The organism is Burkholderia sp. Nafp2/4-1b (assembly GCF_003635165.1).
Classification (GTDB): domain Bacteria; phylum Pseudomonadota; class Gammaproteobacteria; order Burkholderiales; family Burkholderiaceae; genus Burkholderia.
Map to the genome: position 1 here is coordinate 82,860 of NZ_ML058610.1, position 25,814 is coordinate 108,673.

Annotated in this window: 25 protein-coding genes; 3 read left to right on the forward strand and 22 right to left on the reverse strand. The window is 66.4% G+C overall.

Annotated features, from left to right (window positions below; all coding sequences use genetic code 11):
• Window positions 1-183: 183 nt before the first annotated feature.
• Together pgsA and uvrC are read right to left on the reverse strand one after the other, a co-directional pair.
• Window positions 184-771, reverse strand: a complete 588-nt coding sequence (gene pgsA, locus C7H84_RS20410; RefSeq protein ID WP_006757520.1) for a CDP-diacylglycerol--glycerol-3-phosphate 3-phosphatidyltransferase — start codon at window positions 769-771, stop codon at window positions 184-186.
• 107 nt (window positions 772-878) lie between these two features.
• Complete coding sequence (gene uvrC / locus C7H84_RS20415; RefSeq protein WP_121860492.1) at window positions 879-2,927, reverse strand: excinuclease ABC subunit UvrC; 2,049 nt, start codon at window positions 2,925-2,927, stop codon at window positions 879-881.
• Window positions 2,928-3,003: 76 nt separating this feature from the next.
• On the opposite strand from uvrC, the gene earP reads away from it, so the two are divergent.
• From earP to C7H84_RS20430, 3 genes are all read left to right on the forward strand, one after another.
• Window positions 3,004-4,200: an elongation factor P maturation arginine rhamnosyltransferase EarP gene (gene earP, locus C7H84_RS20420; RefSeq protein ID WP_121860493.1), complete on the forward strand. Its 1,197-nt coding sequence runs from the start codon at window positions 3,004-3,006 to the stop codon at window positions 4,198-4,200.
• A 138-nt stretch (window positions 4,201-4,338) separates the two neighbouring features.
• A complete protein-coding gene (efp, locus tag C7H84_RS20425; protein ID WP_121860494.1) occupies window positions 4,339-4,896 on the forward strand; it encodes an elongation factor P in 558 nt (185 codons plus the stop codon).
• Window positions 4,897-5,200: 304 nt separating this feature from the next.
• Window positions 5,201-6,586: a sigma-54 dependent transcriptional regulator gene (locus tag C7H84_RS20430; protein WP_121860495.1), complete on the forward strand. Its 1,386-nt coding sequence runs from the start codon at window positions 5,201-5,203 to the stop codon at window positions 6,584-6,586.
• A 163-nt stretch (window positions 6,587-6,749) separates the two neighbouring features.
• Here the strand turns inward: C7H84_RS20430 and nagZ are convergent, their stop codons facing one another.
• The 20 genes from nagZ to plsX form a co-directional block, all read right to left on the reverse strand.
• Window positions 6,750-7,778, reverse strand: a complete 1,029-nt coding sequence (gene nagZ, locus C7H84_RS20435; protein WP_121860496.1) for a beta-N-acetylhexosaminidase — start codon at window positions 7,776-7,778, stop codon at window positions 6,750-6,752.
• Window positions 7,779-7,795: 17 nt separating this feature from the next.
• Window positions 7,796-8,236, reverse strand: coding sequence for a holo-ACP synthase (gene acpS / locus C7H84_RS20440; RefSeq protein WP_121860497.1), 441 nt, complete (start codon window positions 8,234-8,236; stop codon window positions 7,796-7,798).
• Between the two features lie 81 nt (window positions 8,237-8,317).
• The gene (gene pdxJ, locus C7H84_RS20445) at window positions 8,318-9,094 is read right to left on the reverse strand and encodes a pyridoxine 5'-phosphate synthase (protein ID WP_121860498.1); all 777 of its coding nucleotides are present in this window, start codon (window positions 9,092-9,094) and stop codon (window positions 8,318-8,320) included.
• Window positions 9,091-9,930: a DNA repair protein RecO gene (recO, locus tag C7H84_RS20450; RefSeq protein ID WP_014897645.1), complete on the reverse strand. Its 840-nt coding sequence runs from the start codon at window positions 9,928-9,930 to the stop codon at window positions 9,091-9,093. The genes pdxJ and recO overlap by 4 nt, the downstream gene beginning before the upstream one ends.
• Complete coding sequence (era, locus tag C7H84_RS20455; RefSeq protein ID WP_121860499.1) at window positions 9,917-10,816, reverse strand: GTPase Era; 900 nt, start codon at window positions 10,814-10,816, stop codon at window positions 9,917-9,919. Before era ends, recO begins: the two co-directional genes overlap by 14 nt.
• Window positions 10,817-10,876: 60 nt before the next feature.
• Window positions 10,877-12,184: a ribonuclease III gene (rnc, locus tag C7H84_RS20460; RefSeq protein ID WP_121860500.1), complete on the reverse strand. Its 1,308-nt coding sequence runs from the start codon at window positions 12,182-12,184 to the stop codon at window positions 10,877-10,879.
• Between the two features lie 169 nt (window positions 12,185-12,353).
• Window positions 12,354-13,247 (reverse strand): signal peptidase I, encoded by an 894-nt coding sequence (lepB, locus tag C7H84_RS20465; RefSeq protein WP_121860501.1) that lies wholly within the window; start codon window positions 13,245-13,247, stop codon window positions 12,354-12,356.
• A 16-nt stretch (window positions 13,248-13,263) separates the two neighbouring features.
• A complete protein-coding gene (lepA, locus tag C7H84_RS20470; protein WP_121860502.1) occupies window positions 13,264-15,057 on the reverse strand; it encodes a translation elongation factor 4 in 1,794 nt (597 codons plus the stop codon).
• 268 nt (window positions 15,058-15,325) lie between these two features.
• On the reverse strand, window positions 15,326-15,562 hold the full coding sequence (locus C7H84_RS20475; RefSeq protein WP_121860503.1) for a glutaredoxin family protein: 237 nt from the start codon (window positions 15,560-15,562) through the stop codon (window positions 15,326-15,328).
• Between the two features lie 7 nt (window positions 15,563-15,569).
• Window positions 15,570-17,081, reverse strand: a complete 1,512-nt coding sequence (locus C7H84_RS20480) for a DegQ family serine endoprotease (RefSeq protein WP_121860504.1) — start codon at window positions 17,079-17,081, stop codon at window positions 15,570-15,572.
• Window positions 17,082-17,097: 16 nt separating this feature from the next.
• Window positions 17,098-18,150: a MucB/RseB C-terminal domain-containing protein gene (locus C7H84_RS20485; protein WP_121860505.1), complete on the reverse strand. Its 1,053-nt coding sequence runs from the start codon at window positions 18,148-18,150 to the stop codon at window positions 17,098-17,100.
• A 5-nt stretch (window positions 18,151-18,155) separates the two neighbouring features.
• Window positions 18,156-18,773 (reverse strand): sigma-E factor negative regulatory protein, encoded by a 618-nt coding sequence (locus C7H84_RS20490; protein WP_121860706.1) that lies wholly within the window; start codon window positions 18,771-18,773, stop codon window positions 18,156-18,158.
• Window positions 18,774-18,860: 87 nt separating this feature from the next.
• On the reverse strand, window positions 18,861-19,460 hold the full coding sequence (gene rpoE / locus C7H84_RS20495; RefSeq protein ID WP_006752490.1) for an RNA polymerase sigma factor RpoE: 600 nt from the start codon (window positions 19,458-19,460) through the stop codon (window positions 18,861-18,863).
• Window positions 19,461-19,551: 91 nt separating this feature from the next.
• Window positions 19,552-20,025: a protein YgfX gene (locus tag C7H84_RS20500; RefSeq protein ID WP_121860506.1), complete on the reverse strand. Its 474-nt coding sequence runs from the start codon at window positions 20,023-20,025 to the stop codon at window positions 19,552-19,554.
• A gap of 11 nt (window positions 20,026-20,036) precedes the next feature.
• A complete protein-coding gene (gene fabF, locus C7H84_RS20505) occupies window positions 20,037-21,269 on the reverse strand; it encodes a beta-ketoacyl-ACP synthase II (protein WP_121860507.1) in 1,233 nt (410 codons plus the stop codon).
• Between the two features lie 160 nt (window positions 21,270-21,429).
• Window positions 21,430-21,669 (reverse strand): acyl carrier protein, encoded by a 240-nt coding sequence (gene acpP / locus C7H84_RS20510; RefSeq protein WP_004197638.1) that lies wholly within the window; start codon window positions 21,667-21,669, stop codon window positions 21,430-21,432.
• A gap of 144 nt (window positions 21,670-21,813) precedes the next feature.
• Window positions 21,814-22,563, reverse strand: a complete 750-nt coding sequence (gene fabG, locus C7H84_RS20515) for a 3-oxoacyl-ACP reductase FabG (RefSeq protein WP_057928053.1) — start codon at window positions 22,561-22,563, stop codon at window positions 21,814-21,816.
• Between the two features lie 36 nt (window positions 22,564-22,599).
• A complete protein-coding gene (gene fabD / locus C7H84_RS20520; protein ID WP_121860508.1) occupies window positions 22,600-23,532 on the reverse strand; it encodes an ACP S-malonyltransferase in 933 nt (310 codons plus the stop codon).
• A gap of 85 nt (window positions 23,533-23,617) precedes the next feature.
• Window positions 23,618-24,607 (reverse strand): beta-ketoacyl-ACP synthase III, encoded by a 990-nt coding sequence (locus C7H84_RS20525; RefSeq protein WP_121860509.1) that lies wholly within the window; start codon window positions 24,605-24,607, stop codon window positions 23,618-23,620.
• On the reverse strand, window positions 24,608-25,714 hold the full coding sequence (plsX, locus tag C7H84_RS20530) for a phosphate acyltransferase PlsX (protein ID WP_121860510.1): 1,107 nt from the start codon (window positions 25,712-25,714) through the stop codon (window positions 24,608-24,610).
• Window positions 25,715-25,814 lie beyond the last annotated feature (100 nt).

Consider the following 25,814-nt stretch of genomic DNA (forward strand, 5'->3'; position numbering starts at 1 on the left):
TACCAACTGAGCTACTCCCGCGTATTGCTGCGCTACTACGTTACTGCGTTTCCGTCACACATTTACTTCGTCGTGCAGCGGAGAAGCGAGATTATGTCGAAGGCACATTCGTGTGTCAAGAGCTTTTCCAGCCCTTTTTCCAAAAACCTGCGCAGTCGAATGCGCATGTGCCCTCACGCGGCCTCACGCACCGCCGCGCTCGCGGATCTGCGGCCACGCGAGCTTCATGTAGTACAGCATCGACCAGATCGTCAGCACCGCCGCGAGATACATCAGCCATTCGCCCCATACGCGCGTGTCGATCGTCGCGATGCCGAGCGGCAGCGGCCCGTAGTACAGCAGCATCGGGATCGCGACCATCTGGCAGGCGGTCTTGAACTTGCCGAGCTGATTCACCGCGACGCTCTTCGACGCGCCGATCTGGGCCATCCATTCGCGCAGCGCCGAGATCGCGATCTCGCGACCGACGATCACGAGCGCGATCGCCGCGTCGACCCGCGAAATCTGCACGAGGATCAGCAGCGCGGCCGTCACCATCAGCTTGTCCGCGACCGGATCGAGGAACGCGCCGAACGACGACGTCTGGTTCCATTTGCGGGCCAGAAAGCCGTCGAACCAGTCGGTCAGCGCGGCGAGGATGAAGATCGCCGCCGCCGCGAGGTTGCGGTGCGCGCCGCCCATCACCGTGTCCGGCAGATAGAACACGCCGACGACGAGCGGGATCAGCACGATCCGTACCCACGTCAGGAAAATCGGGAAATTGAACGGCATGGCATGCGGGTCAGTAAAGGATTCGCAATTGTGCCGTGTCGACCGGCCTGCCACAAGAACGCGAGAACGTGAGAACGCGCGCGCGGGCGGCCGGCCGCATGGCCGGATCAGTGAAGCTGCTTGTAGATCTGCTCGGCGAGCGCGTGCGAGATGCCTTCGACGCTCGCCAGTTCCTCGACGCTCGCGGCGACGACGCCGCGCAGCCCGCCGAACCGCGCGAGCAGCCGTTGCCGGCGTTTCGCGCCGACCCCTTCGAGCTCCTCGAGCCGCGACGTCTGGCGCGCCTTCGCCCGCTTCGCGCGCATCCCGGTGATCGCAAAGCGGTGCGCCTCGTCGCGGATCTGCGCGACCAGCATCAGCGCGGCGCTCTCCTTGCCGAGTTCGAGCGGCGTGCGGCCGTCGGCGAACACGAGCGTCTCGAGACCGACCTTGCGCCCCTCGCCCTTCGCGACGCCGACCAGCATCGACGTGTCGAGCCCCAGTTCGGTGAACACCTGGCGCGCGATTTCGACCTGCCCCTTGCCGCCGTCGATCAGCACGATGTTCGGCAGCAGGCTCGATGCCTCGGCCTGGCGCGTCGATTCGCCGTCGATGCCGGCAGCGGCGTCGGCAGCCGCCGCCTGCGCGGCCTGCTCGACCATCTTCTCGTAGCGGCGCGTCAGCACCTGCCGCATCGCCGCGTAGTCGTCGCCCGGCGTGATGCCGGTGATGTTGTAGCGACGGTATTCGCCCGACTGCATCTTGTGATGGTGGTAGACCACGCAGGACGCCTGCGTCGCCTCGCCCATCGTATGGCTGATGTCGAAACATTCGATGCGCAGCGTCGCGAGATCGTCGCATTCGAAGTTGAGCGTCTCGGCTAGCGCGCGCGTGCGCGCCTGCTGCGAGCCCTGCTCGGACAGAAGCCGCGCGAGGGCGATCTGCGCATTCTGTTCGGCCATCGACAGCCACGCGCGCCGCTGCCCTTGCGGCTGGCGCACCAGCGATACCTTGTGGCCGGCCTGCTCGGACAGCAGCTCGAGCAGATCGCGGCTCGCGGGCGCATGGCTCACCACCAGCACGGGCGGCACGCGATTGCCGAGATAGTGCTGTGCGATGAACGCATCGAGTACCTCTGCCTCCACCGATGCCGCCGCATTGCGGGCGCCGGCCGCGTCTTCCGCGGGCTGGTCGGGCAACGCCGCGGCGCCCTCGTCCAGCCCATCCGCCACGTCGGCAACGTCGACAACGTCAGCCTCGTCGCCGAGCCCGCCTTCGGCGAGCGTCAGCGCGCTTTCGACGTGCGTCGGAAAATACGCCTTGTCGCCGAGATGCCGGCCGCCGCGCACCATCGCCAGGTTCACGCACACGCGCCCGCCCTGCGCGACGACCGCCAGGATGTCGACATCGCTGTCGCTGCCGACCTCGATCGCCTGCTGGTGCAGCACCGTCGCGAGCGAGCTCATCTGGTTGCGCACGGCCGCCGCCTGCTCGAACTTCAGCTCGGCCGCGAACGCATGCATCTTCTGCTCGAGCTCCTTCATCACTTCCGACTGCCGGCCGAGCAGGAAGCGCGCGGCGTTCGACACGTCGATCGCGTAGTCGTCCGCGGAAATCGCGCCGACGCACGGTGCCGTGCAGCGCCCGATCTGATGCAGCAGGCACGGCCGCGTGCGGTTGTTGAACACCGAGTCCTCGCAGGTGCGCAACTGGAACACGCGCTGCAGGATCTGGATGCTCTCTCGCACGGCCCACGCGCTCGGGAACGGGCCGAAATACTGGTTCTGCTTGTCGACCGAGCCGCGGTAGTACGCCATGCGCGGGAAGCGATGCGCGGTGAGCTTCAGGTACGGATACGACTTGTCGTCGCGAAACAGGATGTTGTAGCGCGGCGCGAGCGCCTTGATCAGGTTGTTCTCTAGCAGCAGCGCCTCGGCCTCCGAGCGCGTGACGGTCGTCTCGATGCGCGCGATGCGCGTGACCATCATCGCGATGCGCGGCGACAGCTGGGTCTTCGTGAAATAGCTCGACACGCGCTTCTTCAGGTCGCGCGCCTTGCCGACGTAAAGCACGGCGCCAGCCGTGTCGTAGTAGCGGTAGACGCCCGGCATATGCGGCAACTGCGCGAGGATCTTCTTCGGTTCGAACGGGATGTCGGCGGCTTCTGGGGATGTCATGCGTGATCCGGGTGCCTTGTGGCGCGGAACGGGTCCATTAGAATCGCCAGTTTAGAGCATTCACCGGCCCGCTTCGATGCCCAGCACCGCCCCCGCCTCCGTCGCCTCCTCTACACCGCTCGCGCCCGACGAGCCGGTCGCGTGCGACCTCTTCTGCACCGTGATCGACAACTTCGGCGACATCGGCGTGTGCTGGCGCCTCGCGCGCCAGCTCGCGCACGAGCACGGCTGGCAGGTGCGCCTCTTCATCGACGACCTGCACACGTTCGCACGGCTATGGCCGGCGGTCGACCCCGATGCGGGGCGGCAGATGCTCGACGGCATCGTGATCGAGCACTGGCATGCGGAAGTCGGCGACGCGCTGGAGATCGCCGACGTCGTGATCGAGGCATTCGCGTGCGAGCTGCCCGGCGCCTATCTCGCGGCGATGGCCCGCCGCGCGCGCCGCCCCGTGTGGATCAATCTCGAATACCTGAGCGCCGAAGACTGGGTCGCGGATTTCCATCTGCGCCCGTCGCCGCATCCGCGCTACCCGCTGCTGAAGACGTTCTTCTTCCCCGGCCTGTCGGCCGGCACGGGCGGCGTGCTGAAGGAACGCGACCTCGACGCGCGCCGCACGGCCTTCGAAGCCGACGCCGCGGCGCGTGCCGCGTGGTGGCGGCATGCGACGGGCGAGGCGCCGCCGGCGCCCGGCACGACGGTCGTCAGCCTGTTCGCGTATGAGAACCCGGCCGTCGACGCGCTGCTCGCGCAGTGGCGCGACGGTGCGTCGCCCGTCGTCGCGCTCGTGCCGGCCGGGCGCGTGTCGCCGGCCGTCGCGCGCTTTTTCGGGGTCGAATCGTTCACCGCCGGCGCGCGGGCCAGCGCCGGTAACTTGACCGCGTACGGCCTCGCGTTCGTCCCGCAGGCCGACTACGACGCGCTGCTGTGGGTCGCCGACGTCAATTTCGTGCGCGGCGAGGACTCGTTCGTCCGCGCGCAATGGGCGCGCAAGCCGTTCGTCTGGCACATCTACCCGCAAGCCGACGATGCGCACCTGCCGAAGCTCGACGCCGCGCTCGCCCACCTGTCGGCCGGCCTCGCCGACGCGCCGCGCGCAGCGCTCGAGCGCTTCTGGCATGCATGGAACGGTGCCGGCACGCCGGACTGGGCCGATTTGCTGCAACACCGTGCGGCGCTGGACGCCAATGCGGCGCGCTGGGCCGATGCGCTGGCGAGCGTCGGCGATCTCGCCGGAAAGCTGGCGGAATACGCAAAATCTCAGTTAAAATAAGCGGTTATCCGACGGCTGACCACGCAAGCGCTCGCGTTTGAGCTTTGGGCGCCCACCGGAACGCACCCTCGCTTGCGCCGTCAGCCGTTGCGCAACGCTCAGGCACCTATTTATTTGATTGGATCAGGACAGTTTTTTATGAAGACCGCACAGGAACTCCGCGTAGGCAACGTCGTGCAGATCGGCAGCGAAGCATGGGTCATCGCAAAGGCGGAATACAACAAGTCGGGCCGTAACTCGGCCGTCGTCAAGATGAAGATGAAGAACCTGCTGACGAACGCAGGTCAGGAATCGGTCTACAAGGCTGACGACAAGTTCGACGTCGTCGTGCTCGACCGCAAGGAAGTGACGTACTCGTACTTCGCCGACCCGATGTACGTGTTCATGGACGGCGACTACAACCAGTACGAAGTCGAAGCGGAAATGATGGGCGAAGCCCTGAACTACCTCGAAGACGGCATGGCCTGCGAAGTCGTGTTCTACAACGAGAAGGCGATCTCGGTCGAACTGCCGACGATCCTCGTCCGCGAAATCACCTACACGGAACCGGCCGTCAAGGGCGACACGTCGTCGGGCAAGGTACTGAAGAACGCGAAGCTCGCGACGGGCTTCGAACTGCAAGTGCCGCTGTTCTGCAACACCGGCGACAAGATCGAGATCGATACGCGTACCAACGAATACCGCAGCCGCGCGTAAGCGCCTGCGATTTCGGTATCGAACAAAGCGCCCTTCGGGGCGCTTTTTGTTTGGCTGGCCCAAACAGCACTGGCGTGTGTGGCCGGCGCGCCCCCGCCATCGGCATATGGGGTGCGATGGCGAACACAAAAATCCAGCACTAAAGGTATTCAATTTGTATCATCGGTAACTGTTTTATAGCGACAGAGAAATAATGCACGTCAGGCCTCCGCCGGGGCATAAAATCAATTTTTAATCTGACATGCGGCTGCGGCCGGCCCCGATGGCCGACAGCCCGCCTCTCTTGACTCGACTCGCGTCCACCATGCCACACGCCCTGATTGTCGAAGACGATCCAAACAGTCTCTCCGGCCTCACCGCGCTGCTTGCCGCAGACGGCTTCTCGGTCGACACGGCCACGTCACTCGCCGAAGCGCGCACGGCGCTCGGCCGCTCGATTCCAGACGTCGTGCTCGTCGACCTGAACCTGCCGGACGGCAGCGGCTTCGACCTGCTCCAGCACCTGCCGCAGCAGCAGCCGAACGGCTCGCTGCCGGTGATCGTGCTGACGGGCAACGCGACGGTCGAGAGCGCGATCGAAGGCCTGCGTCACGGCATCTGGGATTACCTGCTGAAGCCGATCAACATTCCGCGCCTGCGCAGCCTGCTCGCCCGGATTCCGCGGCCCTACGAACTGATCGACGAAGTGCAGAAGCTGCGTGCGTCGCTGCGCCAACTGGGCCGATTCGGCGCGCTGGTCGGCCGCAGCGAGGCGATGCAGCACGTGTACGACATGATCGAGCACAACGCGCGCACCGAAACGGCCGTGCTGTTCACAGGCGAAGCCGGCTCCGGCAAGAAGCTGGCCGCGCGCACGCTGCACGACCTGAGCCGGCGCCGCAAGGGGCCGTTCGTGTCGTTCGACTGCCGCACGATCGCGCAGGCCGGCCGCCACGGCGCATCGCTCGACAGCGTGCTGTTCGGCCATGAACGCGGCGCGTTCGACGGCGCCGAGCGGCGCGAATCGGGCCTGTTCGAACAGGCCGGCGGCGGCACGCTGTTCCTCGACGAAATCACCGCCCTGCCGCTCGTGCTGCAGGAAGCGCTGCTGCACGCGCTCGACTCGCAGAACTTCATGCGGATCGGCGGCACGAGCTCGATCGCGAGCGACTTCCGGCTGATCGCAGCCACGCGTCGCCCCGCGCGCGAGGCGGTTGCGAACGGCACGCTGCGCGAGGATCTGTGGCTGCGTCTCGATGCGGCGTCGATCACGATGCCGCCGCTGCGCGAGCGCGACGGCGATGCGCTCGCCATCGCCGATGCGCTGATCGACGATCTGAACCGCGAAGCACGCGCCACCGGCCGCGGCACGACCGAGAAGCGCGCGGCAGCGGGCTTCGTGCGCGAATGCCTGTCGTACGAATGGCCCGGTAACGTGCGCGAACTGCAGGAACGCGTGCGCTTCGCGTACGACGCATCCGGCGACTTCATCGAGACGCTGCGCGCGGGCGAAGCCAGCTTCGCGGCCGGCGCCGCGCTGAACGGCAGCAGCGTGCAGATCAAGGTCGGCACGCCGCTGTCCGACGTCGAGGACCTGCTGATCCGCGCGACGCTCGACGCGGTCGGCGGCACGCGCCATCGCGCGGCGACGCTGCTCGGCATCAGCCCGAAGACGCTGTACAACAAGCTGCAGCGGATGAAGGTGAACTGACCGCGCCGCCGTGGTTCGGGGCGCTGGATAGGTCGGACGGTTAGTTGCGTAAGAGCGGATCGCCCCGCACACCCTGCTCCAACGAAAAAAGCCGCGCAACCGCGCGGCTTTTTGTTGTCGGCAACCGGTGACGCGGCATCGCGCCGCCCTCGCCGCTCCCCGCTTACGCCAGCGCGCTGCTCAGCAGCGCCTGCGCCTGCAGGTACTCGGGCTGCGCGATCAGCTTGTCCCACTTGAGCGCCTTGCCGCGCGCCCGCATCCGCTTGATGCGCCGCACCGACTCCGCCGATGCGTGCGCCTTCAGTCCGTTCAGCACCACTTCGGCGGCGTCCGGCTGGTTGCAGACGAGCACCATGTCGCAGCCGGCGGCAAGCGCCGCGTCGGCCGCCTGCGTGAGCGTGCCGCCTTCGCGCGCCGCTTCCATCGACAGGTCGTCGCTGAAGATCGCACCGGTGAAGCCCAGCTGCCCGCGCAGGATGTCCTGCAGCCACACGCGCGAAAAACCGGCCGGCCGCTTGTCGACCTGCGTGTAGATCACGTGCGCGGGAATCACCGCGGACAGCGACAGGCCGAGCCAGTCGTACGGCGCGACGTCCTGCTTGAGGATGGCGTCGAGCGGCCGGTCGTCGGTCGGCAGCGCGACGTGAGAGTCGGCTTCCGCGAAGCCGTGCCCCGGGAAATGCTTGCCGCAGTTCGCCATGCCGGCGAGCGACAGCCCGTGGTTCAGGCTCTTCGCGAGCAGCGTGACGACGCGCGGGTCGCGATGAAACGCGCGATCGCCGATCACCTTCGAATGCCCGTAGTCGAGGTCGAGCACCGGCGTGAAGCTCATGTCGATCCCGCATGCGCGCAGCTCGGCGGCCAGGATGTAGCCGACCGCGGTTGCGACCTTCGTCGCGAGCAGCACGTCGCGGTCCCACAGTTCGCCGAGGCGGCGCATCGCCGGCAGCACCGTGAAGCCGTCGGTGCGGAACCGCTGCACGCGGCCGCCTTCGTGATCGACGGCGATCAGGATGTCTTCGCGCACCGCGCGGATCGAATCGGTCAGCGCGGTGAGCTGCGCACGGTTCTGGAAATGCCGCGCGAACAGGATCACGCCGCCGGTGTTCGGATGCGCAAGGCGCCGCGCATCGTCGCGCGACAGGGCCGTGCCGACGACGTCGAGCATGACCGGGCCGGGAGTCGTTTTCATCAGAATCGGGAAGTCCGTCAGGGAGTGGTTCGGGAAACAGGTGCAGGTGCGGGCGGCGCTGCCGCGCCGGTCTCGGCGACGACGAACGACACCGCGTAGTCGCGTTCGTCGCTGACCGTCACGCGGGCCGTGATGCCGCGCGCGGCGAGCCAGTCGGCCAGCTCGCCCGACGCGACGACGTACGGTTCGCCGCTGCGCTGGTTGAGGGTCTGCAGTGCGCGCCACGTCATCGGCCAGTGCATGCCGAGCCCGATCGCCTTCGAGAACGCTTCCTTCGCGGAAAAACGCGTCGCGAGAAACGCGATGCCGCGCGCCTCGGAGCGTGCACGGCGCGCATGGAACACGCGCAGCTCGTCGGGGCCCAGCACCTTCTCGGCAAACCGGCCGCCCGTGCGCTCGAGCACGGCCGCGATGCGACTCACCTGAACGATATCGGTGCCGATGCCGTAGATCGCCATGTCAGCGCCCGCCGTGAAGTGCGAACGAGGCAGGATGGCGAGCACAACGCGCGCGCACGGAATGCATCGCCAGCGGCATCGTCAGCGCGCGCCGCCGTGCAGCGCGGCGACCCGCGCGGCGACCATGATCGCCTTCATCTCGCGCACCGCGTTGTCCCAGCCCGCGAAGATCGCATGCGCGACGATCGCATGGCCGATGTTCAGTTCGACGATGCCGTCGATCGCGGCGATCTGCTGCACGTTCGTGTAATGCAGGCCGTGACCGGCATTGACCTTCAGGCCCAGTTGCGCACCAGCCTGCACGCCCGCGACGATGCGCTCGTATTCGCGCTGCTGCTCCGCTTCGTCGTGCGCATCGGCGTAGCGGCCCGTATGCAGCTCGACCACCGGCGCGCCGGCTTCGTGCGCGGCGCGGATCTGCGTCTCGTCCGGATCGATGAACAGCGACACGCGCACGCCGGCGTCGGCGAGCTGCCTGCATGCCGCACGCACGGCTTCGAAGCGGCCGGCGACGTCGAGGCCGCCTTCGGTCGTCAGCTCCTCGCGCTTCTCGGGCACGAGACACGCGTCGTGCGGACGCACTTCGCATGCGATGTCGAGCATCTCGGCCGTCACCGCGCATTCGAGGTTCATCCGCGTCTTCAGCAGCGGGCGCAGCTCGCGCACGTCGGCGTCGACGATGTGGCGGCGGTCCTCGCGCAGGTGCAGCGTGATCGCGTCCGCACCGGCCTCTTCGGCGGCGAGCGCCGCGCGGATCGGATCGGGATAGCGCGTGCCGCGCGCGTTGCGCAGCGTCGCGACGTGGTCGATGTTCACGCCGAGGTCGATGACGGTGGGCGTAGTCAGGAAGAAGCTCATAGGTTTTGCAGGTCGATCAGGATCTGACGCGTGGCAAGCGGCGTACCGCCGAGATAGGTGTTCAGCAGGAAGCGCATCAGCGTCTTGCTTTGCGCAACCGTCTGGGCTCGATGGTAATCGTCCTGCTCCATGTCGAGCAACGTCTGGCCGGTGATCACCGGCCAGTGCGACGGCACGTCGTCGTCCGCGTTGCGCACGCCGCGCTCCGGATCGAACACGTAGCGGCGATCGGGTTCGACCGCGCGGCGCGCGACCGTGCGGTTCAGCGCCATCGCATAGCCGGTCTCGCGCAGCAGCACGCGCTCGAACGAGCGCAGCACCTGCACCGCGGGTTCGCCGTGCGCGAGGCGCGTGAGCGTCAGTACGTAATGATTGAACAGCGGCGGCTGCGGATCCTCGCGCGCGCAGAATTTCACGAGCAGCTCGTTCGCGTAGAAGCCGCACAGCAGCCCGTCGCCGCCGAGCGGCAGCATCCCGCCGACCCATTCGGCGCCCGTCAGCGTGCGCACTTCGGATTTGCCCGACCAGGACAGCAGCAGCGGCTGGAATGTCTGCAGCACGCCGCGCAGCGCGGAGTGCGGACGTTTCGCGCCCTTCGCGACGAGCGCGAGGCGACCGTGATCGCGCGTGAGCACGTCGATGATCAGGCTCGTTTCGCGGTACGGATAGCTATGCAGCACGAACGCCGGCTGCTCGGCGACGCGGAAATCGGACGTGCGTGACGTCGCGCGCCGCGCCTTGCGACGCGGCGGTTCGGGCGGTGCCGGCAGCGGCGCGTCGTTCGCGCCGGCGGTCACCGCGTCTTCGGTCGACGTCAGCGCGTCATTCGTACCCATAGGCGCGCAGCCCTGCCTCGTTGTCGGCCCAGCCGCTCTTCACCTTCACGAAGGTCTCGAGATACACGGGGCCGTCGAACAGCTTTTCCATGTCCATCCGCGCTTCGGTGCTGATCTGCTTGAGCTTCTCGCCCTTCTTGCCGATCACCATCGCCTTGTGCGAATCGCGTTCGACGAGAATCGTCGCGAAGATGCGCTTCAGGCGCCCTTCTTCCTCGAACTTGTCGATCAGGACGGTGCTCGTGTACGGCAGTTCGTCGCCGGTCCAGCGGAACACCTTCTCGCGCAGGATTTCGGCCGCGAGGAAGCGCGAGCTGCGGTCGGTCAGCTCGTCCTCGCCGTAGATCGGCTCGCCTTCCGGCAGGTACGGCTTGATCGTGTCCAGCAGGCGCTTGATGTCTTCCGGGCGCTGCGCCGACAGCGGCACGAGTTCGGTGAATTCGCGCAGCTCGCTTACCTTCTGCATGAACGGAAACAGCGTCGCCTTGTCGTTCACGCGATCGATCTTGTTCGCGATCAGCAGCGTCGGCATGCCGGGCGGAATCAGGTCGAGCACCTTCTGGTCGTCCGGCCCGAAGCGGCCGGCCTCGATCACGAACAGGATCACGTCGACCGACGTGAGCGTCGACGTGACCGCGCGGTTCAGCGAGCGGTTCAGCGCGGTGCTGTGACGGGTCTGGAAGCCCGGCGTGTCGACGAACACGAACTGCGCGTCGTCGAACGTGTTGATGCCGGTGATGCGATGGCGCGTCGTTTGCGCCTTGCGCGACGTGATGCTGATCTTCTGGCCGACGAGTGCGTTCATCAACGTCGACTTGCCGACGTTCGGACGGCCCACGATCGCGATCATGCCGCAACGGAATCCGGTAGGAGCGGGAGTGTTCATATCGTTTGGGAGACAGGTTCAGAACCGGCCGCGCGGCGCGCGGCGCGATCGATGGGCAATTCAGTGGTCGGCATCGGCCACGCGCGCCTGCGCGGCGGCGAGGCTTGCGCCGCCCGGCGACGTGTCGGTGTCGGTGGCAGGCGCCGCGGCGTCGCGGGCGCGCGGCGTCGCACGCGCAGCGGCGTCGGAACCGGCCGCCTTGTCGGCGGACGGTGCAGACGGTGCGGCAGGGTCGGTCGCGTGGCCCGCCGGCTTGTCGGCCGCACGGGGCGCGCCTTCGGCAGGCTTGTCGGCGCGCTCGGCCGGCTTGTCCGCCGCGCGAGAGCCGGCTTCGCCGCGATCCGCCGGCTTGTCGGTTGCCTTGTCGGCCGGCTTGTCGGACGGTTTGTCGGCCGTCGGCTTCGCGGGCCGGTCGGCCTTGTCGGCGTTCGTTTCCACATGCGCCGCGCGAATCGCGGCCATCGGCGCCGGTGTCGGCGTCGGCGTCGGCGTCGGCCGCTCGGCCGGCTCTGCGCCGGATGCCGCAGGCGCTACCGCGGCCGCCTTCGCGTCACGCGCCGCCGCACGTTCCTTCCGTTCCGGGGAACGCAGGTCGAGCGCTTCCTGCACGCCCTTCACGCCCGGCACGATTTCGGGCTCGACGTGCTTCGACCCGCGTGCGTTCTTCGAGCGCTTCGGCTTCGCGGCCAGCATCGGCGCGGCCGCCAGCACCTCGTCGAGCGCCTTTTTCGCGGCGGCCTGTTCGGCAGCCCGCCGGCTCGCACCGGAGCCCGACACCTTCACGTCGAGCTTCGGTACCGTGCATTCGACCTCGAACTGCTGATTGTGCGCCGCACCATGCGTCGCGACGACCGTGTAGGTCGGCAGCGCGATCTTGTGCCCCTGCAGGTATTCCTGCAGCAGCGTCTTCGCGTCCTTGCCGAGCGTGCGCGGATCGATGTGGTCGAGAATCGGGATATAGAGGCGCTTGATGACCCCTTGGGCGGCTTCGAAGCCGCCATCGAGGAATACGGCCCCGATGATGGCTTCGAACGCGTCCGCGAGGATCGACGGGCGGCGGAAGCCGCCGCTGCGCAATTCGCCCTCGCCCAGCCGCAACCCTTCGGAAATATTGAGGGCCTGAGCAATTTCGTACAGCGACTGCTGCTTGACGAGGTTGGCGCGTACGCGCGACAGGTCACCTTCGTCCAGCTTGCTGAAGCGCTGGAACAAAAGGGCGGCCACCGCGCAGTTCAGAACGGAATCGCCGAGAAACTCGAGCCGTTCGTTGTGCGTGGCACTGTGACTGCGATGGGTCAAAGCCTGGCGCAACAATTCCGCATTGCGAAATTCGTAGCGCAGCCGGCTTTCCAACTGGGATGGGGGCATGTGCAGGAGTATAACGCGGGCGCCGGTCGGGCCGAAACGGCACGGCCGGACGCGAAAAGGCGTGACGAGGCGGTGTTGCCGCCGGTTCTTAAAGTAGTTCGGCAATACGCGACGCGGCCCGTGCGTCGCGTATTGCGTGCGAGTCGTATTGCGTGCGAGTCGAACGCGATCAGTTGAAGGAACCGATGCGCTTCAGGTCGCTGAAGTTCATCCAGATGAAGAACGCGCGGCCGACGATATTGTTGTCCGGCACGAAACCCCAGTAGCGGCTGTCCGCGCTGTTGTCGCGGTTGTCGCCCATCATGAAGTACTGACCGGGCGGCACCTTGCAGATCACGCCGCGGCTGTTGTACGTGCAGTTGTCGCGATACGGATAGTCGTAGGCGCCCATCACGAACGGCGGCACGGCCGGGTTGTTGAGGATCGCGTTCTTCTTCGTGCCGATCGTTTCCTCGAACTGCTTCGCGTAGTTCTGGCGCTCGTCGTCGAAGAAATCCGGCAGCGGCGTTTCGGGCACCGGCTGGCCGTTGATCGTCAGTTGCTTGTCCTGGTAAGCGACCGTGTCGCCCGGCAGCCCGATCACGCGCTTGATGTAGTCGACCGACTCGTCCTTCGGATAACGGAACACGACGACGTCGCCGCGCGACAGCGGGCTGCCCTGCGTGATCTTCGTGTTCGTGACCGGCAGGCGCAGGCCGTATTCGAACTTGTTGACGAGGATGAAGTCGCCGACCAGCAGCGTCGGCACCATCGAGCCCGACGGAATCTTGAACGGCTCGACGATGAACGAACGCACGACGAACACGGCCAGGATCACCGGGAAGAAGCTCGCGGTGTACTCGAGCCACCACGGCTGGCGCAGCTTTTCGTCGCGCAGCTTCGAGCGCGTCTGCACCGCGTTTTCGTCCGCGAAACGCTTGTCGATGCGCGACTGCTGGCGATCGAACTCCTCGATCGCCACGTCGGCCGCCATGCGTCGCCGCGGCAGGAACACCAGTTTGTCCAACATCCACGCTACGCCCGTCACGACGACGAGCACAAAAAGAATCAACGCAAAATTCATAAAAGGATCAGTCCTGTTATTTGTCTTCGACGCGCAAGATCGCGAGGAACGCCTCCTGCGGGATCTCGACCGAACCCACCTGCTTCATGCGTTTCTTACCTTCTTTCTGCTTCTCGAGCAGTTTCTTCTTTCGCGTGATGTCGCCGCCGTAGCACTTTGCGAGCACGTTCTTGCGCAGCGCCTTGATGTTCTCGCGCGCAACGATGTGCGCGCCGATCGCGGCCTGGATCGCCACGTCGTACATCTGGCGCGGGATGATCTCGCGCATCTTCGCGGCGACTTCACGGCCGCGGTACTGCGACTGCGAACGGTGCACGATGATCGACAGCGCATCGACCTTGTCGCCGTTGATCAGCATGTCGACCTTCACGACGTCCGACGAACGGTACTCCTTGAACTCGTAGTCCATCGACGCGTAGCCGCGCGACACCGACTTCAGGCGATCGAAGAAGTCGAGCACGATCTCGGCCATCGGGATTTCGTACGTGAGCTGCACCTGGCGACCGTGATACTGCATGTTGATCTGCGAGCCGCGCTTCTGCTCGCACAGCGTGATCACGGAGCCGACGTAGTCCTGCGGCATGTACAGGTTCACGGTGACGATCGGCTCGCGCACTTCGGCGATGCGGCCGGGCTCCGGCATCTTCGCCGGGTTCTCGACCATGATCGTCGAGCCGTCGCTCTGCACGACCTCGTAGACGACCGTCGGCGCGGTCGTGATGAGGTCCATGTCGAACTCGCGCTCGAGCCGCTCCTGCACGATTTCCATGTGCAGCAGCCCGAGGAAGCCGCAGCGGAAACCGAAGCCGAGTGCCTGCGACACTTCCGGCTCGTACTGCAGCGACGCGTCGTTGAGCTTCAGCTTCTCAAGCGATTCGCGCAGCGCATCGTACTGGTTCGCCTCGACCGGATAGAGGCCCGCGAACACCTGCGGCTTCACTTCCTTGAAACCCGGCAGCGGCTCGGCGGCCGCCTTGGTCACGTGCGTGACGGTATCGCCGACCTTCGCGGCCGTCAGCTCCTTGATGCCGGCGATGATGAAGCCCACCTGCCCGGCCGCCAGCGAATCGAGATTGCGCGACTTCGGCGTGAACACGCCGACGTGCTCGACCGGATACTGCGCGCCGGTCGCCATCATCTTGATCTTGTCCTTCGGACGCAGCGTGCCGTTGACGATGCGCACGAGCATCACGACGCCGACGTAGTTGTCGAACCACGAGTCGATGATCAGCGCCTGCAGCGGCGCGGCCGGATCGCCCTTCGGCGGCGGCACCTTCGCGATCAGCGATTCGAGCACGTCCTCGACGCCGAGGCCCGTCTTCGCGCTGCAGCGCGTCGCATCGGTCGCGTCGATGCCGATCACGTCCTCGATCTCCTCGATCGCGTTCTCGGGGTTCGCGGCCGGCAGGTCGATCTTGTTCAGCACCGGCACGACCTCGACGCCGAGCTCGATCGCCGTGTAGCAGTTCGCGACCGTCTGCGCCTCGACGCCCTGGCTCGCGTCGACCACGAGCAGCGCCCCTTCGCACGCGGACAGCGAACGGCTGACTTCGTACGAGAAGTCGACGTGCCCCGGCGTATCGATCAGGTTGAGGTTGTAGACCTTGCCGTCGCGGGCGCGATACGACAGTGCGGCCGTCTGCGCCTTGATCGTGATGCCGCGCTCGCGCTCGATATCCATCGAGTCGAGCACCTGCGCTTCCATTTCACGGTCGGCGAGGCCGCCGCATACCTGGATGATGCGATCCGCGAGCGTCGACTTGCCATGGTCGATGTGCGCGATGATCGAGAAATTGCGAATATGATCCATTCAGTGCCGATCAAGCGAAAAAGGCGCGCTCGACGACTGCGGAGCACGCCTTGTGTAAGTCGGTGAAAAAACGGCTTATTTTAGCCGAAAAGGCCTTTGCCGGGCGGTAATTTGGGACTGTCGGTCGGGGGACCGGTCGGACTGCCACGCGCACGACCGGCCTGAACCGCCCAGCCGGAGCCGTTGCGAGAGGGGCGGACCCGGCCCCGACCCGACCCGGCCGCCGCGGGCCCGTCACGGGGCACGACCGGCCGGCGCCCTGCCCGACTCAGCGCCGGGCCGTGAGCGCGCCGCGCACCTTCGCGTCGTCGAACCGGTGGCGGCACACTTCCGTGCCGTCCAGCAGCAGCACCGGCACGTCCTCGTCGTAGCGGGCGACGAGCGCCGGATCGGCATCGATGTCGACGTAGTCGACCGCGACGCCGAATTCGGCCGCCACCGGCGCCAGCGCATCGCGCATGTCGTCGCACAGGTGGCACCAGCCGCGGCCGTAGAGCGTGAACATCGGCGCGTTACTTCTGGGTCGCGCGCGGCCGCACCGGCACGAACTGCGTGTTGTCGCCGCGCCGCACGAGCACCGCGACCGCCTTCTGCGTATCGAGCTGCGCGGTCACTTCGGCGAACTGCTTCGCGCTCGTGATGTCGGTGTCGCCGACACGCAGCACGATGTCGCCGCGCTGCAGGCCGGCACGGGCCGCCGGACCGTCGACACCGTCGATCTGCACGCCGCTCTTCAGCTTCAGCGACTTCAACTGGTCCGCCGGAATGTCGCTGACCGTCAGGCCGAGCGAGTTGGTCTGGCGCGGCTTCTGCGGCGGGTTCTTGCGCTGCTCGGCCTTCGCCGTGGTCTCGGTCGGCGTCTCGGCGATCACGATCGGCAGATCGCGCGCCTGCCCCTTGCGCCACACGCTGACGGTTGCCTTCGCGCCCGGCTTCGTGTCGCCGACCATGCGCGGCAGATCCGACGCCGTATCGACCGGCCGGCCGTTGAACTTCAGGATGATGTCGCCCGGCTGGATACCCGCCTTGTCGGCCGGGCCGCCCGGCTCGACGCTGCTGACGAGCGCGCCTTCCGCCTTCGGCAGCCCGATCGAGTCGGCCACGTCCTTCGTGACCTCGCCGATCGCCACCGCGATGCGCCCGCGCGTGACCTTGCCGGTCGCCTTCAGCTGGTCGGCCACGCGCATCGCCTCGTCGATCGGGATCGCGAACGAAATGCCCATGAAACCGCCGGTGCGGCTGTAGATCTGCGAGTTGATGCCGATCACCTCGCCCTGCATGTTGATCAGCGGGCCGCCCGAGTTGCCCGGGTTCACCGCGACGTCGGTCTGGATGAACGGCAGGTAGTCGCCGGTGTTGCGGCTCTTCGAACTCACGATGCCGGCCGTCACGGTGTTGTCGAGGCCGAACGGCGAACCGATCGCGACGACCCACTCGCCCACGCGCACCTTGTTCGAATCGCCGATCGCGACGACCGGCAGGTTCGACGCCTGGATCTTGACGACTGCGACGTCCGTGCGGTCGTCGACGCCGATCAGCTTCGCCTTGAATTCACGCTTGTCGGTCAGCGTCACGTAGATGGTGTCCGCATCGTCGACGACGTGCGCATTGGTCATCACGTAGCCGTCCGCCGACACGATGAAGCCCGAGCCGACGCCGCGATTCTGCTCGGTGTCGGGCGGATTGTCCGGCGCCGGCGCGTTCTTCGGATTGGCGTTGCCATTGCCGTTGCCGCCGCCATTGCCGGGCGCCTGCGGCAACGGAATGCCGAAGAAGCGCCGGAAGAATTCCGACATGTCGCCGTTGTCGAAACCCGGCGGCAGCACGCCGCGCGGGCCGGGCACCGGCACGTTCGCGGTCGTCCGGATGTTCACGACGGCCGGCCCGACCTTTTCGACCAGATCGGCGAAGTCGGGAAGGCTGGCAGCGGGAGGCGTGACCGCGGCCGCGGTTTGCGGGACGAGCGGCAGGCAGGCACACAGCACCGCCGCCGCGAGCACTTGGCGCAGCGTGAGTTTCGTCATGTCGGAAGCCGTAGCGTTACTTGGAAGCCTTGTATTCTATGGCAGACGCGAACTGCTGCAACGTGGCCGGCGGCACTTCGCCGAGCACGGTGATCCAGTAGTCACCGCGACGCTTCACGAGAACGTGCGTCGCGCCGTTGCTGCCCGCGCCTTCCTTGCGGGTGTTCTTCTCGGCCGGCTCGATGAAGACGGAGATCGTCGCGAGCCCGTCGGTGAACACGGCCTGGTCGACCGGAATCGGCGGATCGCCCGCGTCGCGCGCGGCCATCGGCCGGCGCACTTCACGAATCTTCTGGAAGCCGGCAACGGTCGGTGCGATCTGCCAGCCCTGCGCTTCCATGTCGACCGTCGCGACCGGCGGGCGAACCACCGTCCAGCCGCTCAGGTTGCGCATGCCGGCGACGATCGCCGCCTTGTCGCCTGCCGCGCCGCCCGTCTGCAGTTGCGAGAACGCGACCTGCTCGAGCACGCGATCGCTCGCGTCGAGCGTCTGCGAACGCAGCAGCAGCCCGGTGCGCGCATCGGCCCACAGCTTGTACGTGAAGCGGTACGCATCCTTCGGCACGAGTTCGACGACTTGCGCGTCGAGCCCTGCCACGCGGTCCTTGCCGAGCAGCTTCGCGTCGTAGACGGACATCACGTGCTCGCCGCCCGCGCCGAGCAATGCAGGGAACGAGTCGCGCGTCTGGCGGCGCTCGACCACGCACAGCTTGCGCTCGGGCACGAACGTGTACAGCTCGTCGTTGTGGCGCAGCACCTTGCGCGGCTTGCCGTCGAGCGACTCGATGCGCTCGAACTCGCCGTCGCGGGATGCCACATGCGCGATGCGCGACGACTGCACATACCCGCCGCGCTGATAGACGAACGTCCCTTCGTAGCTCTGTTGCTGCGCGGCCTGCTGGATACGGTCGAGCCATTCCGCCGCGCCCTTGCGGGTCGCGACAGGATCGTCCGGTTGCTGCGCCTGGGCTGGGAGGGATTGAACGGACAACAGGGCGGCTGCGCAAAGCAGGAGGGCCGGCAGCCGCTTCCATCCGGAGATGGCGTGATTCAACTGCAATGTCCGCATCGGGTTTATTGGCCTGGCGTGGTGGTCACGGCAGCGCGGATCAGCGGCATCGAACCCGTGACGACGGGCTGCTGCGCGAATTGCTGGTGCGCTTCAAGGTATTGGTCGAGACTGGCGTCGCGGATGATGTTGACGTCCTGCAGGCCCGGCTGGGCGGACGCCTGCGCGACCGTCACGCGCTGCAGGTTGCCGTTCTGCGGCGCGCCGGCCGACGCGACCTGGACGGCGCCCGGTGCACCGGCCGTCTGCATTTGCGGGACGACGATCCACGTCAGCGTGGCGGCCGCGGCGGCCACCGCGAACGCCGGCACGACCCGGCGGCGCAGCGACAGCAGCTTGCGCGCGACCGGCGCGGCGGCCGGCGCGAGCAGGTGCGGCTCGCTTTCGAGCGCGGCCGACATGCGCGCGGTGAACGCGGCACTCAGCGCGGGCGACAGCGCGAGCTCGTCCGAGCGCAGCGCATCGCCGATCAGGTGGTAATGGGCCCACGCAGCGCGATCCGCGCGGTCGAGCTCAGCCATAAACTGCCCGTGATCCGGGCCGTCGAACAGTTCACCGTCGACCAGAGCGGAAAGGCGCTCACCGCGCGAGCACGCTTGCGACTGCGTATTGACCGACCCCATGATGCTCCCCATCTTGCACACACCCCGTCGTGATTTCACGACTCTATCCGTAACTAGACCCCACCCGCGTCGTTGCACCCGTCGCGCTTACCAGCGCTTGCCTTCGGGCGTATCGAGCAGCGGACGCAATTTGGCAGCGATTGCTTCGCGGGCACGGAAGATCCGCGACCGGACCGTCCCGATCGGACAATCCATCATTTCCGCGATCTCTTCGTAGCTCAGGCCCTCGATCTCGCGCAGCGTAATCGCCTGGCGCAGTTCTTCGGGCAGGACGGCCATTGCAGCGTTGACCGTCTCGGCAATCTGCTTGCTCATCAACATCGACTCAGGCGTGTTGATATCCCTTAGTTGGTCTGCATCGGAGAAAGTTTCCGCTTCCTCCGCATCGGCCTCGGTGGAGGTCGGCGCCCGGCGGCCTTGCGTCGCAAGGTAGTTCTTGGCCGTATTGACGGCAATCCGGTACAACCACGTGTAGAACGCCGACTCGCCGCGAAATTGCGGCAGCGCACGATACGCCTTGATGAACGCGTCCTGGGCCACATCCTCGACCTCGGCGGGATCCCGCACGAGGCGCGAGATCAGCCGAATGATCTTGCGGTGGTATTTGGAGACCAGGAGTTCGAACGCTGCCTTGTCGCCCTTCTGTACGCGCTCGACCAGAGCCTGATCGATTTCTTTTTCACTCACCTGACAAATCCGTTAACTAGGGATGCAACGCGGAGCGTTATTGTAGCGTTCCGGCGCCGGCCGCTGGTTACGGTAGGTAACAGTGCCGCCGTCATGCCTGCCCCGCCGTGCCCGCCGTGCCTGCGGTACGCGCCAGCACGGACAGCGCGCTGAACGACGCGGCGTCGAGCGCATCGGCCGGAATCAGCAGCGGCCGCGCGCGCCGGGCGCCGTGCCCGACCGACAGCACGAGCAGCAGGCTGCTCCAGTGCGCATGGCCGGTCACGCGGCCCCGGGCCAGCAGGCGCCCGGTGCGGCCAAACGCCGCAATCTCCCCGAATGCATCGATCCGCAGCTCGGCCGGCAGCCGCCGGGCACAGGCGCGTGCCGCGCACACGGCCAGCAGCGCAGCCGTCACCGCGGCCACGCATGCGCCTGCGACGGCACCGGCCCGCGGCGCCCAGAACAGGTATGCGGACGCGGCAGCCGCCGCGACGAACGCGGCCAGCACGAGATACGACACGGCCGAGGCCCGCAACGCGAAGCGCTGCGGACGCCCGGCCGGAGCATCGAATGGACTCGTCAAGCGACTCTTCGTCAGACGCGCTTGAACACCAGCGTGCCGTTGGTACCGCCGAAGCCGAAGTTGTTCTTCACGGCCACGTCGATCTTCATGTCACGTGCGGTGTTCGCGCAGTAATCGAGATCGCACTCGGGGTCCTGGTTGAAGATGTTGATGGTCGGCGGCGACACGTTGTTGTACAGCGCCAGCACCGTGAACACCGACTCGAGGCCGCCCGCGCCACCCAGCAAGTGGCCCGTCATCGACTTCGTCGAGTTCACGACGAGCTTGTACGCATGCTCGCCGAAGGCCGCCTTCACCGCGTCGGACTCGTTCTTGTCGCCAAGCGGAGTCGACGTGCCGTGCGCGTTCAGGTACTGGACCTCGTCCGGGTTCACGCCGGCGTCGCGCAGGGCCGCGACCATGCAGCGGCGCGGACCGTCCATGTTCGGCGCGGTCATGTGGTACGCATCGCCCGTCATGCCGAAGCCCGAGACTTCCGCATAGATCTTCGCGCCGCGCGCCTTCGCCGATTCGTACTCTTCGAGCACCATCACACCAGAGCCCTCGCCCAGCACGAAGCCGTCGCGGTCCTTGTCCCACGGACGGGACGCAGCGGCCGGATCGTCATTGCGGGTCGACAGCGCACGGGCGGCCGCGAAGCCGCCGATGCCCAGCGGCGACACCGTCGATTCGGCGCCGCCCGCGACCATCACGTCGGCATCGCCGGCCTGGATCAGGCGCGCGGCGAGGCCGATGCTGTGCAGACCGGTCGTGCAGGCCGTGACGGCCGCGAGGTTGGGGCCCTTCAGGCCGAACATGATGCTCAGGTGACCCGAGATCATGTTGATGATCGAACCCGGCACGAAGAACGGCGAAATCCGGCGTGCGCCGCGATCGACGTAGGTCTGGTGCGTGTCTTCGATCATCGGCAGGCCGCCGATGCCGGAGCCGACCAGCACGCCGATGCGTTCCGCATTGGCTTCGTTCACTTCGAGGCCGCTGTCCCGGATGGCCTGGACGCCGGCTGCGATGCCGTAATGGATGAACGTATCCATGTTGCGGGCTTCCTTCGCCGGGATGTATTCCTCGGCGCTGAAACCCTTCACTTCGCCCGCGAAATGGCAGGCGAGGTTCGACGGATCGAACTTCGTGACGGTGGCGATGCCGGACTTGCCGGCGACGAGATTGGCCCAGCCGTCGGCAACATTATTGCCAACAGGCGAAATCAGCCCCAGGCCCGTAACGACAACACGACGGCGGCTCACGGTAACCTCTTTTCCATTGGATGACAAAAGCAAAAGCCACAGTGGCCACAGGAACCAGCCCTGCGAGCCCTGTGGCTGTTAGTCCGTCCGGCGCGAATGCCGGCAGGATGGCGCGTCAATCGCGAAGATCGCGGCGACGTGGCGGACAAGCGCGAGGCGCTTACGCCTTGACGTTTGCGCGAGCGTAGTCGATCGCTTGCTGAACGGTCGTGATCTTCTCTGCTTCTTCGTCCGGGATTTCCATGCCGAACTCGTCTTCCAGAGCCATCACCAGTTCGACCGTGTCGAGCGAGTCCGCGCCCAGGTCGTTCACGAACGAAGCTTCGTTCTTGATCTCGGCTTCCGCGACGCCCAGTTGCTCAGCGACGATCTTCTTGACACGTTGTTCGATGTTATCCATTACCCCTCCGAGGGAAAGTTCAGATTTACAAGTGCGCGCATTTTATCAGGTTTGCTGACGCCAAAACGCGCGTTGGCTTGATGGTGGATCAAGCGCCGATCCGCCTGAAAAACGGGATACGGCGCGGATGGTAAACGAAAATCGTTACGACATGTACATGCCGCCGTTCACGTGCAGCGTCGTGCCGGTGATGTAACCGGCCTGCGGCGATGCGAGGAACGTGACGGCATGGGCGATGTCTTCCGGGCTGCCGAGGCGGCCGAGCGGAATCTGGGTCTTGAGCGCGGCCTGCTGCTCTTCCGGCAGCGTTTTCGTCATGTCGGTGTCGATGAAGCCCGGCGCGACGCAGTTCACCGTGATGCCACGGCTGCCGATCTCACGTGCGAGCGCACGGGTCATGCCCGCGACGCCGGCCTTCGCGGCCGCGTAGTTGGCTTGGCCCGGGTTGCCGGCCGAGCCGACCACCGACGTGATGTTGATGATGCGGCCGCCGCGGGCCTTCATCATCGGGCGCAGCACCGCGCGCGACAGGCGGAACACCGACTTCAGGTTGGTGTCGATCACCGCGTCCCAGTCCTCGTCCTTCATCCGCATCGCGAGCTGGTCCTGCGTGATGCCCGCGTTGTTGACGAGCACGTGCAGCGCGCCGAACTCCTTCACGGTCGCATCGATCAGCGCTTCGGCAGCCGCCGCGTCGTTGACGTTCAGCACCGCGCCGCGGCCCGTCACGCCCGCTTCCGCGAACCCGGCGGTAATCGCGGCCGCGCCCGATTCGCTCGTCGCCGTGCCGATCACCGTCGCGCCCTGGCGCGCGAGTTCGAGCGCGATCGCCCGGCCGATGCCGCGCGATGCGCCGGTCACGATCGCGACCTGTTTATCGAGAGTCTTTTCCATGAATCGAATATCCGTCTCTTGAGGAAAGGCGCCGCGTCAGGCGGTCGCCAGCTTCAGCGCTTCGTCGAGCGACGCCGGATCGAACACCGATGCGCCGACCAGATTGCCGTCGATGCGCTTCGTCAGTCCTGCCAGCACCTTGCCCGGACCGCATTCGATCACGTGCGTGACGCCCGTGGCCGCGATGTGCTGCACGCATTCGACCCAGCGCACCGGGCCCGCGGCCTGGCGCACCAGCGCATCCTTGATCGCGGCCGGGTCGCTCACCACCGCGACGTCGATGTTGTTGACGACCGGGATCTGCGGTGTCTTCACGTCGACGTTCGCCAGATAGTCGCGCAGCTGGTCCGACGCCGGCTTGAGCAGCGACGAATGGAACGGAGCCGACACCGGCAGCGGCAGCGCGCGCTTCGCACCCTTCGCCTTCGCGATCTCGCACGCCTTCTCGACGGCCGCCTTCGCGCCCGCGATCACGACCTGCGCCGGCGCGTTGAAGTTCACGGCTTCGACGACGCCCGCTTCCGCGGCTTCGGCGCACACCGCGCGCACCGTATCGTCATCGAGACCCAGGATCGCGGCCATGCCGCCCTGACCGACCGGCACGGCCGTCTGCATCGCCTGCGCGCGAAAACGCACGAGCGGCACCGCGTCCTTGAACGCGAGCGCGCCCGCGGCGACGAGCGCCGTGTATTCGCCGAGGCTGTGGCCCGCGACGATCGACGGCGCCGGGCCGCCGGCCTGCTGCCACGCGCGGAAGCACGCGTAGGCGGCCGTCAGCATCACGGGTTGCGTGTTGGTGGTCAGATTCAGTTCTTCGGCCGGACCTTCGGCGATCAGCTTGCCGAGATCCTGATTGAGTGCATCGGAGGCTTCCTGGAGCGTCTCGCGCACGACGGCCAGGTCGGCGAATGCGTTGAGCATGCCGACCGACTGCGAGCCCTGCCCCGGAAAAACGAATGCAAATTTCATATCGTCCCCAATTGAATCGATTCGGACGGCGCGCGCGAACGGCGCGCCGGTTCGGGATCCGCGCGCAGCAGTTGCGCGCCGCGGATCAGAAGCGGAAGACCGACGCGCCCCAGGTGAAGCCGCCGCCGACGCCTTCGATCAGCACGTGCTGACCGCGCTGGATGCGACCGTCGCGCACCGCGACGTCGAGCGCCAGCGGGATCGACGCAGCCGACGTGTTGCCGTGCTGGTCGACCGTCACGACCATGCGCTCCTGCGGCAGGCCGAGCTTGCGGCAGGTGCTGGTCATGATGCGGATGTTGGCCTGGTGCGGAATCAGCCAGTCGACTTGCTCGGGCGCAAGATTCGCCTTGGCGAGCGCCTCGATCGCGACCTTCTCGAGCACGTTGACCGCGAGCTTGAACACGGCCTGCCCGTCCATGTACAGGAACGCGCTGCCGTCGATCACGCCGCGATTGACGTTGCCCGGCGTGCACAGAATGTTCGAGTAGCTGCCGTCCGCGTGCAGCGCGCTGCCCAGCACGCCCGGCTCTTCCGACGCGGACAGGATCACCGCGCCCGCGCCGTCGCCGAACAGCACGCAGGTCGTGCGGTCCTTGAAGTCGAGAATGCGCGAGAACGTCTCCGCGCCGACGATCAGTGCCGTGCGATGCTGGCCGCTGCGGATGAAGCTGTCGGCCGTGGCCATCGCATATGCGAAGCCCGAGCACACGGCCTGCACGTCGAACGCGGCGCCGCCGCTCTTGATGCCGAGCTTGTTCTGCAGCAGGCACGCGGTGCTGGGGAACACGAAATCGGGGGTCGAAGTCGCGACGATGATCAGGTCGATCGACTGCGGATCGATGTCGGCGGCCTCGATCGCGCGCCGCGCCGCTTCGAGCGCGAGATCGCTCGTCGTGACGTCCGGTGCGGCGAAATGGCGCGCGTGGATGCCCGTACGCGCAACGATCCACTCATCGCTCGTCTCGATGCCTTCCTTCGCGAGACGATCGGCGAGCTGCTGGTTCGTGACGCGGTCGGGCGGCAGATAGCTGCCCGTGCCGAGCACGCGGGAATAGAGAGTCGATTGGGCCATTTATGCTTTAGAGGATTGCGCAGCGGAAGGTTCGGCGTGATGGCCTGCGGCAGGGCTCGTCTGGCCCGCGCCGCCCGCGTCGTGTTCGCCGTCGCCGAGCGACACCGAATTATCCGCCATCGCGCGCGTGAGGCGCTCCAGCACGCCGTTTTTGACGGCATCATACCCGCGTTTGATCGCCCACTCAAACGCGTAGGCATCGGCCGAACCGTGGCTTTTGATCACGAGGCTTTTCAGCCCCAGCAGCGCCGCGCCGTTGTACTGGCGATGGTCGACGCGCTTCTTGAAACGCATCAGCACCGGCAGCGCGAGCAACGCCATGAATTTCGACATCAGCGATCGGCCGAACTCTTCGCGGATGATGTCGGACAGCATCTGCGCGAGCCCTTCAGACGTCTTCAGCGCGACGTTGCCGACGAAGCCGTCGCACACGATCACGTCGACCGTGCCCTTGTAGATGTCGTTGCCTTCGACGTTGCCGCGGAAATTCAGCGTGCTGGCGCGCAGCAGTTCGCCTGCGCGCTTGATCGTCTCGTTGCCCTTGATGACCTCTTCGCCGATGTTCAGAAGGCCGATCGTCGGACGCTCCTTGCCTTCGAGCGCGGCGACGAGCGCGTGCCCCATCTCCGCGAACTGCAGCAGGTGCTGCGGCTCGCAGTCGACGTTCGCGCCGAGGTCCAGCATCATCGTGTAGCCGGTCGGGTTCGGCAGCGCGAACGCGATCGCAGGCCGCTCGATGCCGGGCAGCGTCTTGAGCACATAACGGGAAACGGCCATCAGCGCGCCGGTGTTGCCGGCGGAAATACAGGCCTGGGCCGCGCCTTCCTTGACGTGGTTGAGCGCGACACGCATCGAAGAATCCTTCTTCTTGCGCAGCGCCACTTCGACAGGGTCGTCCATCGCCACGACTTCGGTGGCGGGCACGATGGTCAGCGCGGGATCGTCGAGGGCTTTCAGCTTTTTCAGCTGAGCGCGGATCGCGCTTTCGATGCCGACGAGCATCAGGTGCGCATCAGGATGCGCGCGGACGAACTTGACTGCCGCGGGAACGGTCACGGACGGGCCGTGGTCGCCTCCCATGCAATCGATTGTGAGCTTTACGGTCATGGAATGCGACGAATTTCAGGCACAAAAAAGCGGCAGTTGAATGCCGCCTTTTTGTTGAGCCAGGAAAGTGTCAAGCGAACCAGTTGTCACGCGAACGGCC

Excerpts from the sequence above, each read along its gene's own strand:
- pgsA (WP_006757520.1), bottom strand. The coding sequence starts at position 771 with ATGCCGTTCAATTTCCCGATTTTCCTGACGTGGGTACGGATCGTGCTG.
- uvrC (WP_121860492.1), bottom strand. The coding sequence starts at position 2,927 with ATGACATCCCCAGAAGCCGCCGACATCCCGTTCGAACCGAAGAAGATC.
- earP (WP_121860493.1), top strand. The coding sequence starts at position 3,004 with ATGCCCAGCACCGCCCCCGCCTCCGTCGCCTCCTCTACACCGCTCGCG.
- efp (WP_121860494.1), top strand. The coding sequence starts at position 4,339 with ATGAAGACCGCACAGGAACTCCGCGTAGGCAACGTCGTGCAGATCGGC.
- C7H84_RS20430 (WP_121860495.1), top strand. The coding sequence starts at position 5,201 with ATGCCACACGCCCTGATTGTCGAAGACGATCCAAACAGTCTCTCCGGC.
- nagZ (WP_121860496.1), bottom strand. The coding sequence starts at position 7,778 with ATGAAAACGACTCCCGGCCCGGTCATGCTCGACGTCGTCGGCACGGCC.
- acpS (WP_121860497.1), bottom strand. The coding sequence starts at position 8,236 with ATGGCGATCTACGGCATCGGCACCGATATCGTTCAGGTGAGTCGCATC.
- pdxJ (WP_121860498.1), bottom strand. The coding sequence starts at position 9,094 with ATGAGCTTCTTCCTGACTACGCCCACCGTCATCGACCTCGGCGTGAAC.
- recO (WP_014897645.1), bottom strand. The coding sequence starts at position 9,930 with ATGGGTACGAATGACGCGCTGACGTCGACCGAAGACGCGGTGACCGCC.
- era (WP_121860499.1), bottom strand. The coding sequence starts at position 10,816 with ATGAACACTCCCGCTCCTACCGGATTCCGTTGCGGCATGATCGCGATC.
- rnc (WP_121860500.1), bottom strand. The coding sequence starts at position 12,184 with ATGCCCCCATCCCAGTTGGAAAGCCGGCTGCGCTACGAATTTCGCAAT.
- lepB (WP_121860501.1), bottom strand. The coding sequence starts at position 13,247 with ATGAATTTTGCGTTGATTCTTTTTGTGCTCGTCGTCGTGACGGGCGTA.
- lepA (WP_121860502.1), bottom strand. The coding sequence starts at position 15,057 with ATGGATCATATTCGCAATTTCTCGATCATCGCGCACATCGACCATGGC.
- C7H84_RS20475 (WP_121860503.1), bottom strand. The coding sequence starts at position 15,562 with ATGTTCACGCTCTACGGCCGCGGCTGGTGCCACCTGTGCGACGACATG.
- C7H84_RS20480 (WP_121860504.1), bottom strand. The coding sequence starts at position 17,081 with ATGACGAAACTCACGCTGCGCCAAGTGCTCGCGGCGGCGGTGCTGTGT.
- C7H84_RS20485 (WP_121860505.1), bottom strand. The coding sequence starts at position 18,150 with ATGCGGACATTGCAGTTGAATCACGCCATCTCCGGATGGAAGCGGCTG.
- C7H84_RS20490 (WP_121860706.1), bottom strand. The coding sequence starts at position 18,773 with ATGGGGTCGGTCAATACGCAGTCGCAAGCGTGCTCGCGCGGTGAGCGC.
- acpP (WP_004197638.1), bottom strand. The coding sequence starts at position 21,669 with ATGGATAACATCGAACAACGTGTCAAGAAGATCGTCGCTGAGCAACTG.
- fabG (WP_057928053.1), bottom strand. The coding sequence starts at position 22,563 with ATGGAAAAGACTCTCGATAAACAGGTCGCGATCGTGACCGGCGCATCG.
- fabD (WP_121860508.1), bottom strand. The coding sequence starts at position 23,532 with ATGAAATTTGCATTCGTTTTTCCGGGGCAGGGCTCGCAGTCGGTCGGC.
- C7H84_RS20525 (WP_121860509.1), bottom strand. The coding sequence starts at position 24,607 with ATGGCCCAATCGACTCTCTATTCCCGCGTGCTCGGCACGGGCAGCTAT.
- plsX (WP_121860510.1), bottom strand. The coding sequence starts at position 25,714 with ATGACCGTAAAGCTCACAATCGATTGCATGGGAGGCGACCACGGCCCG.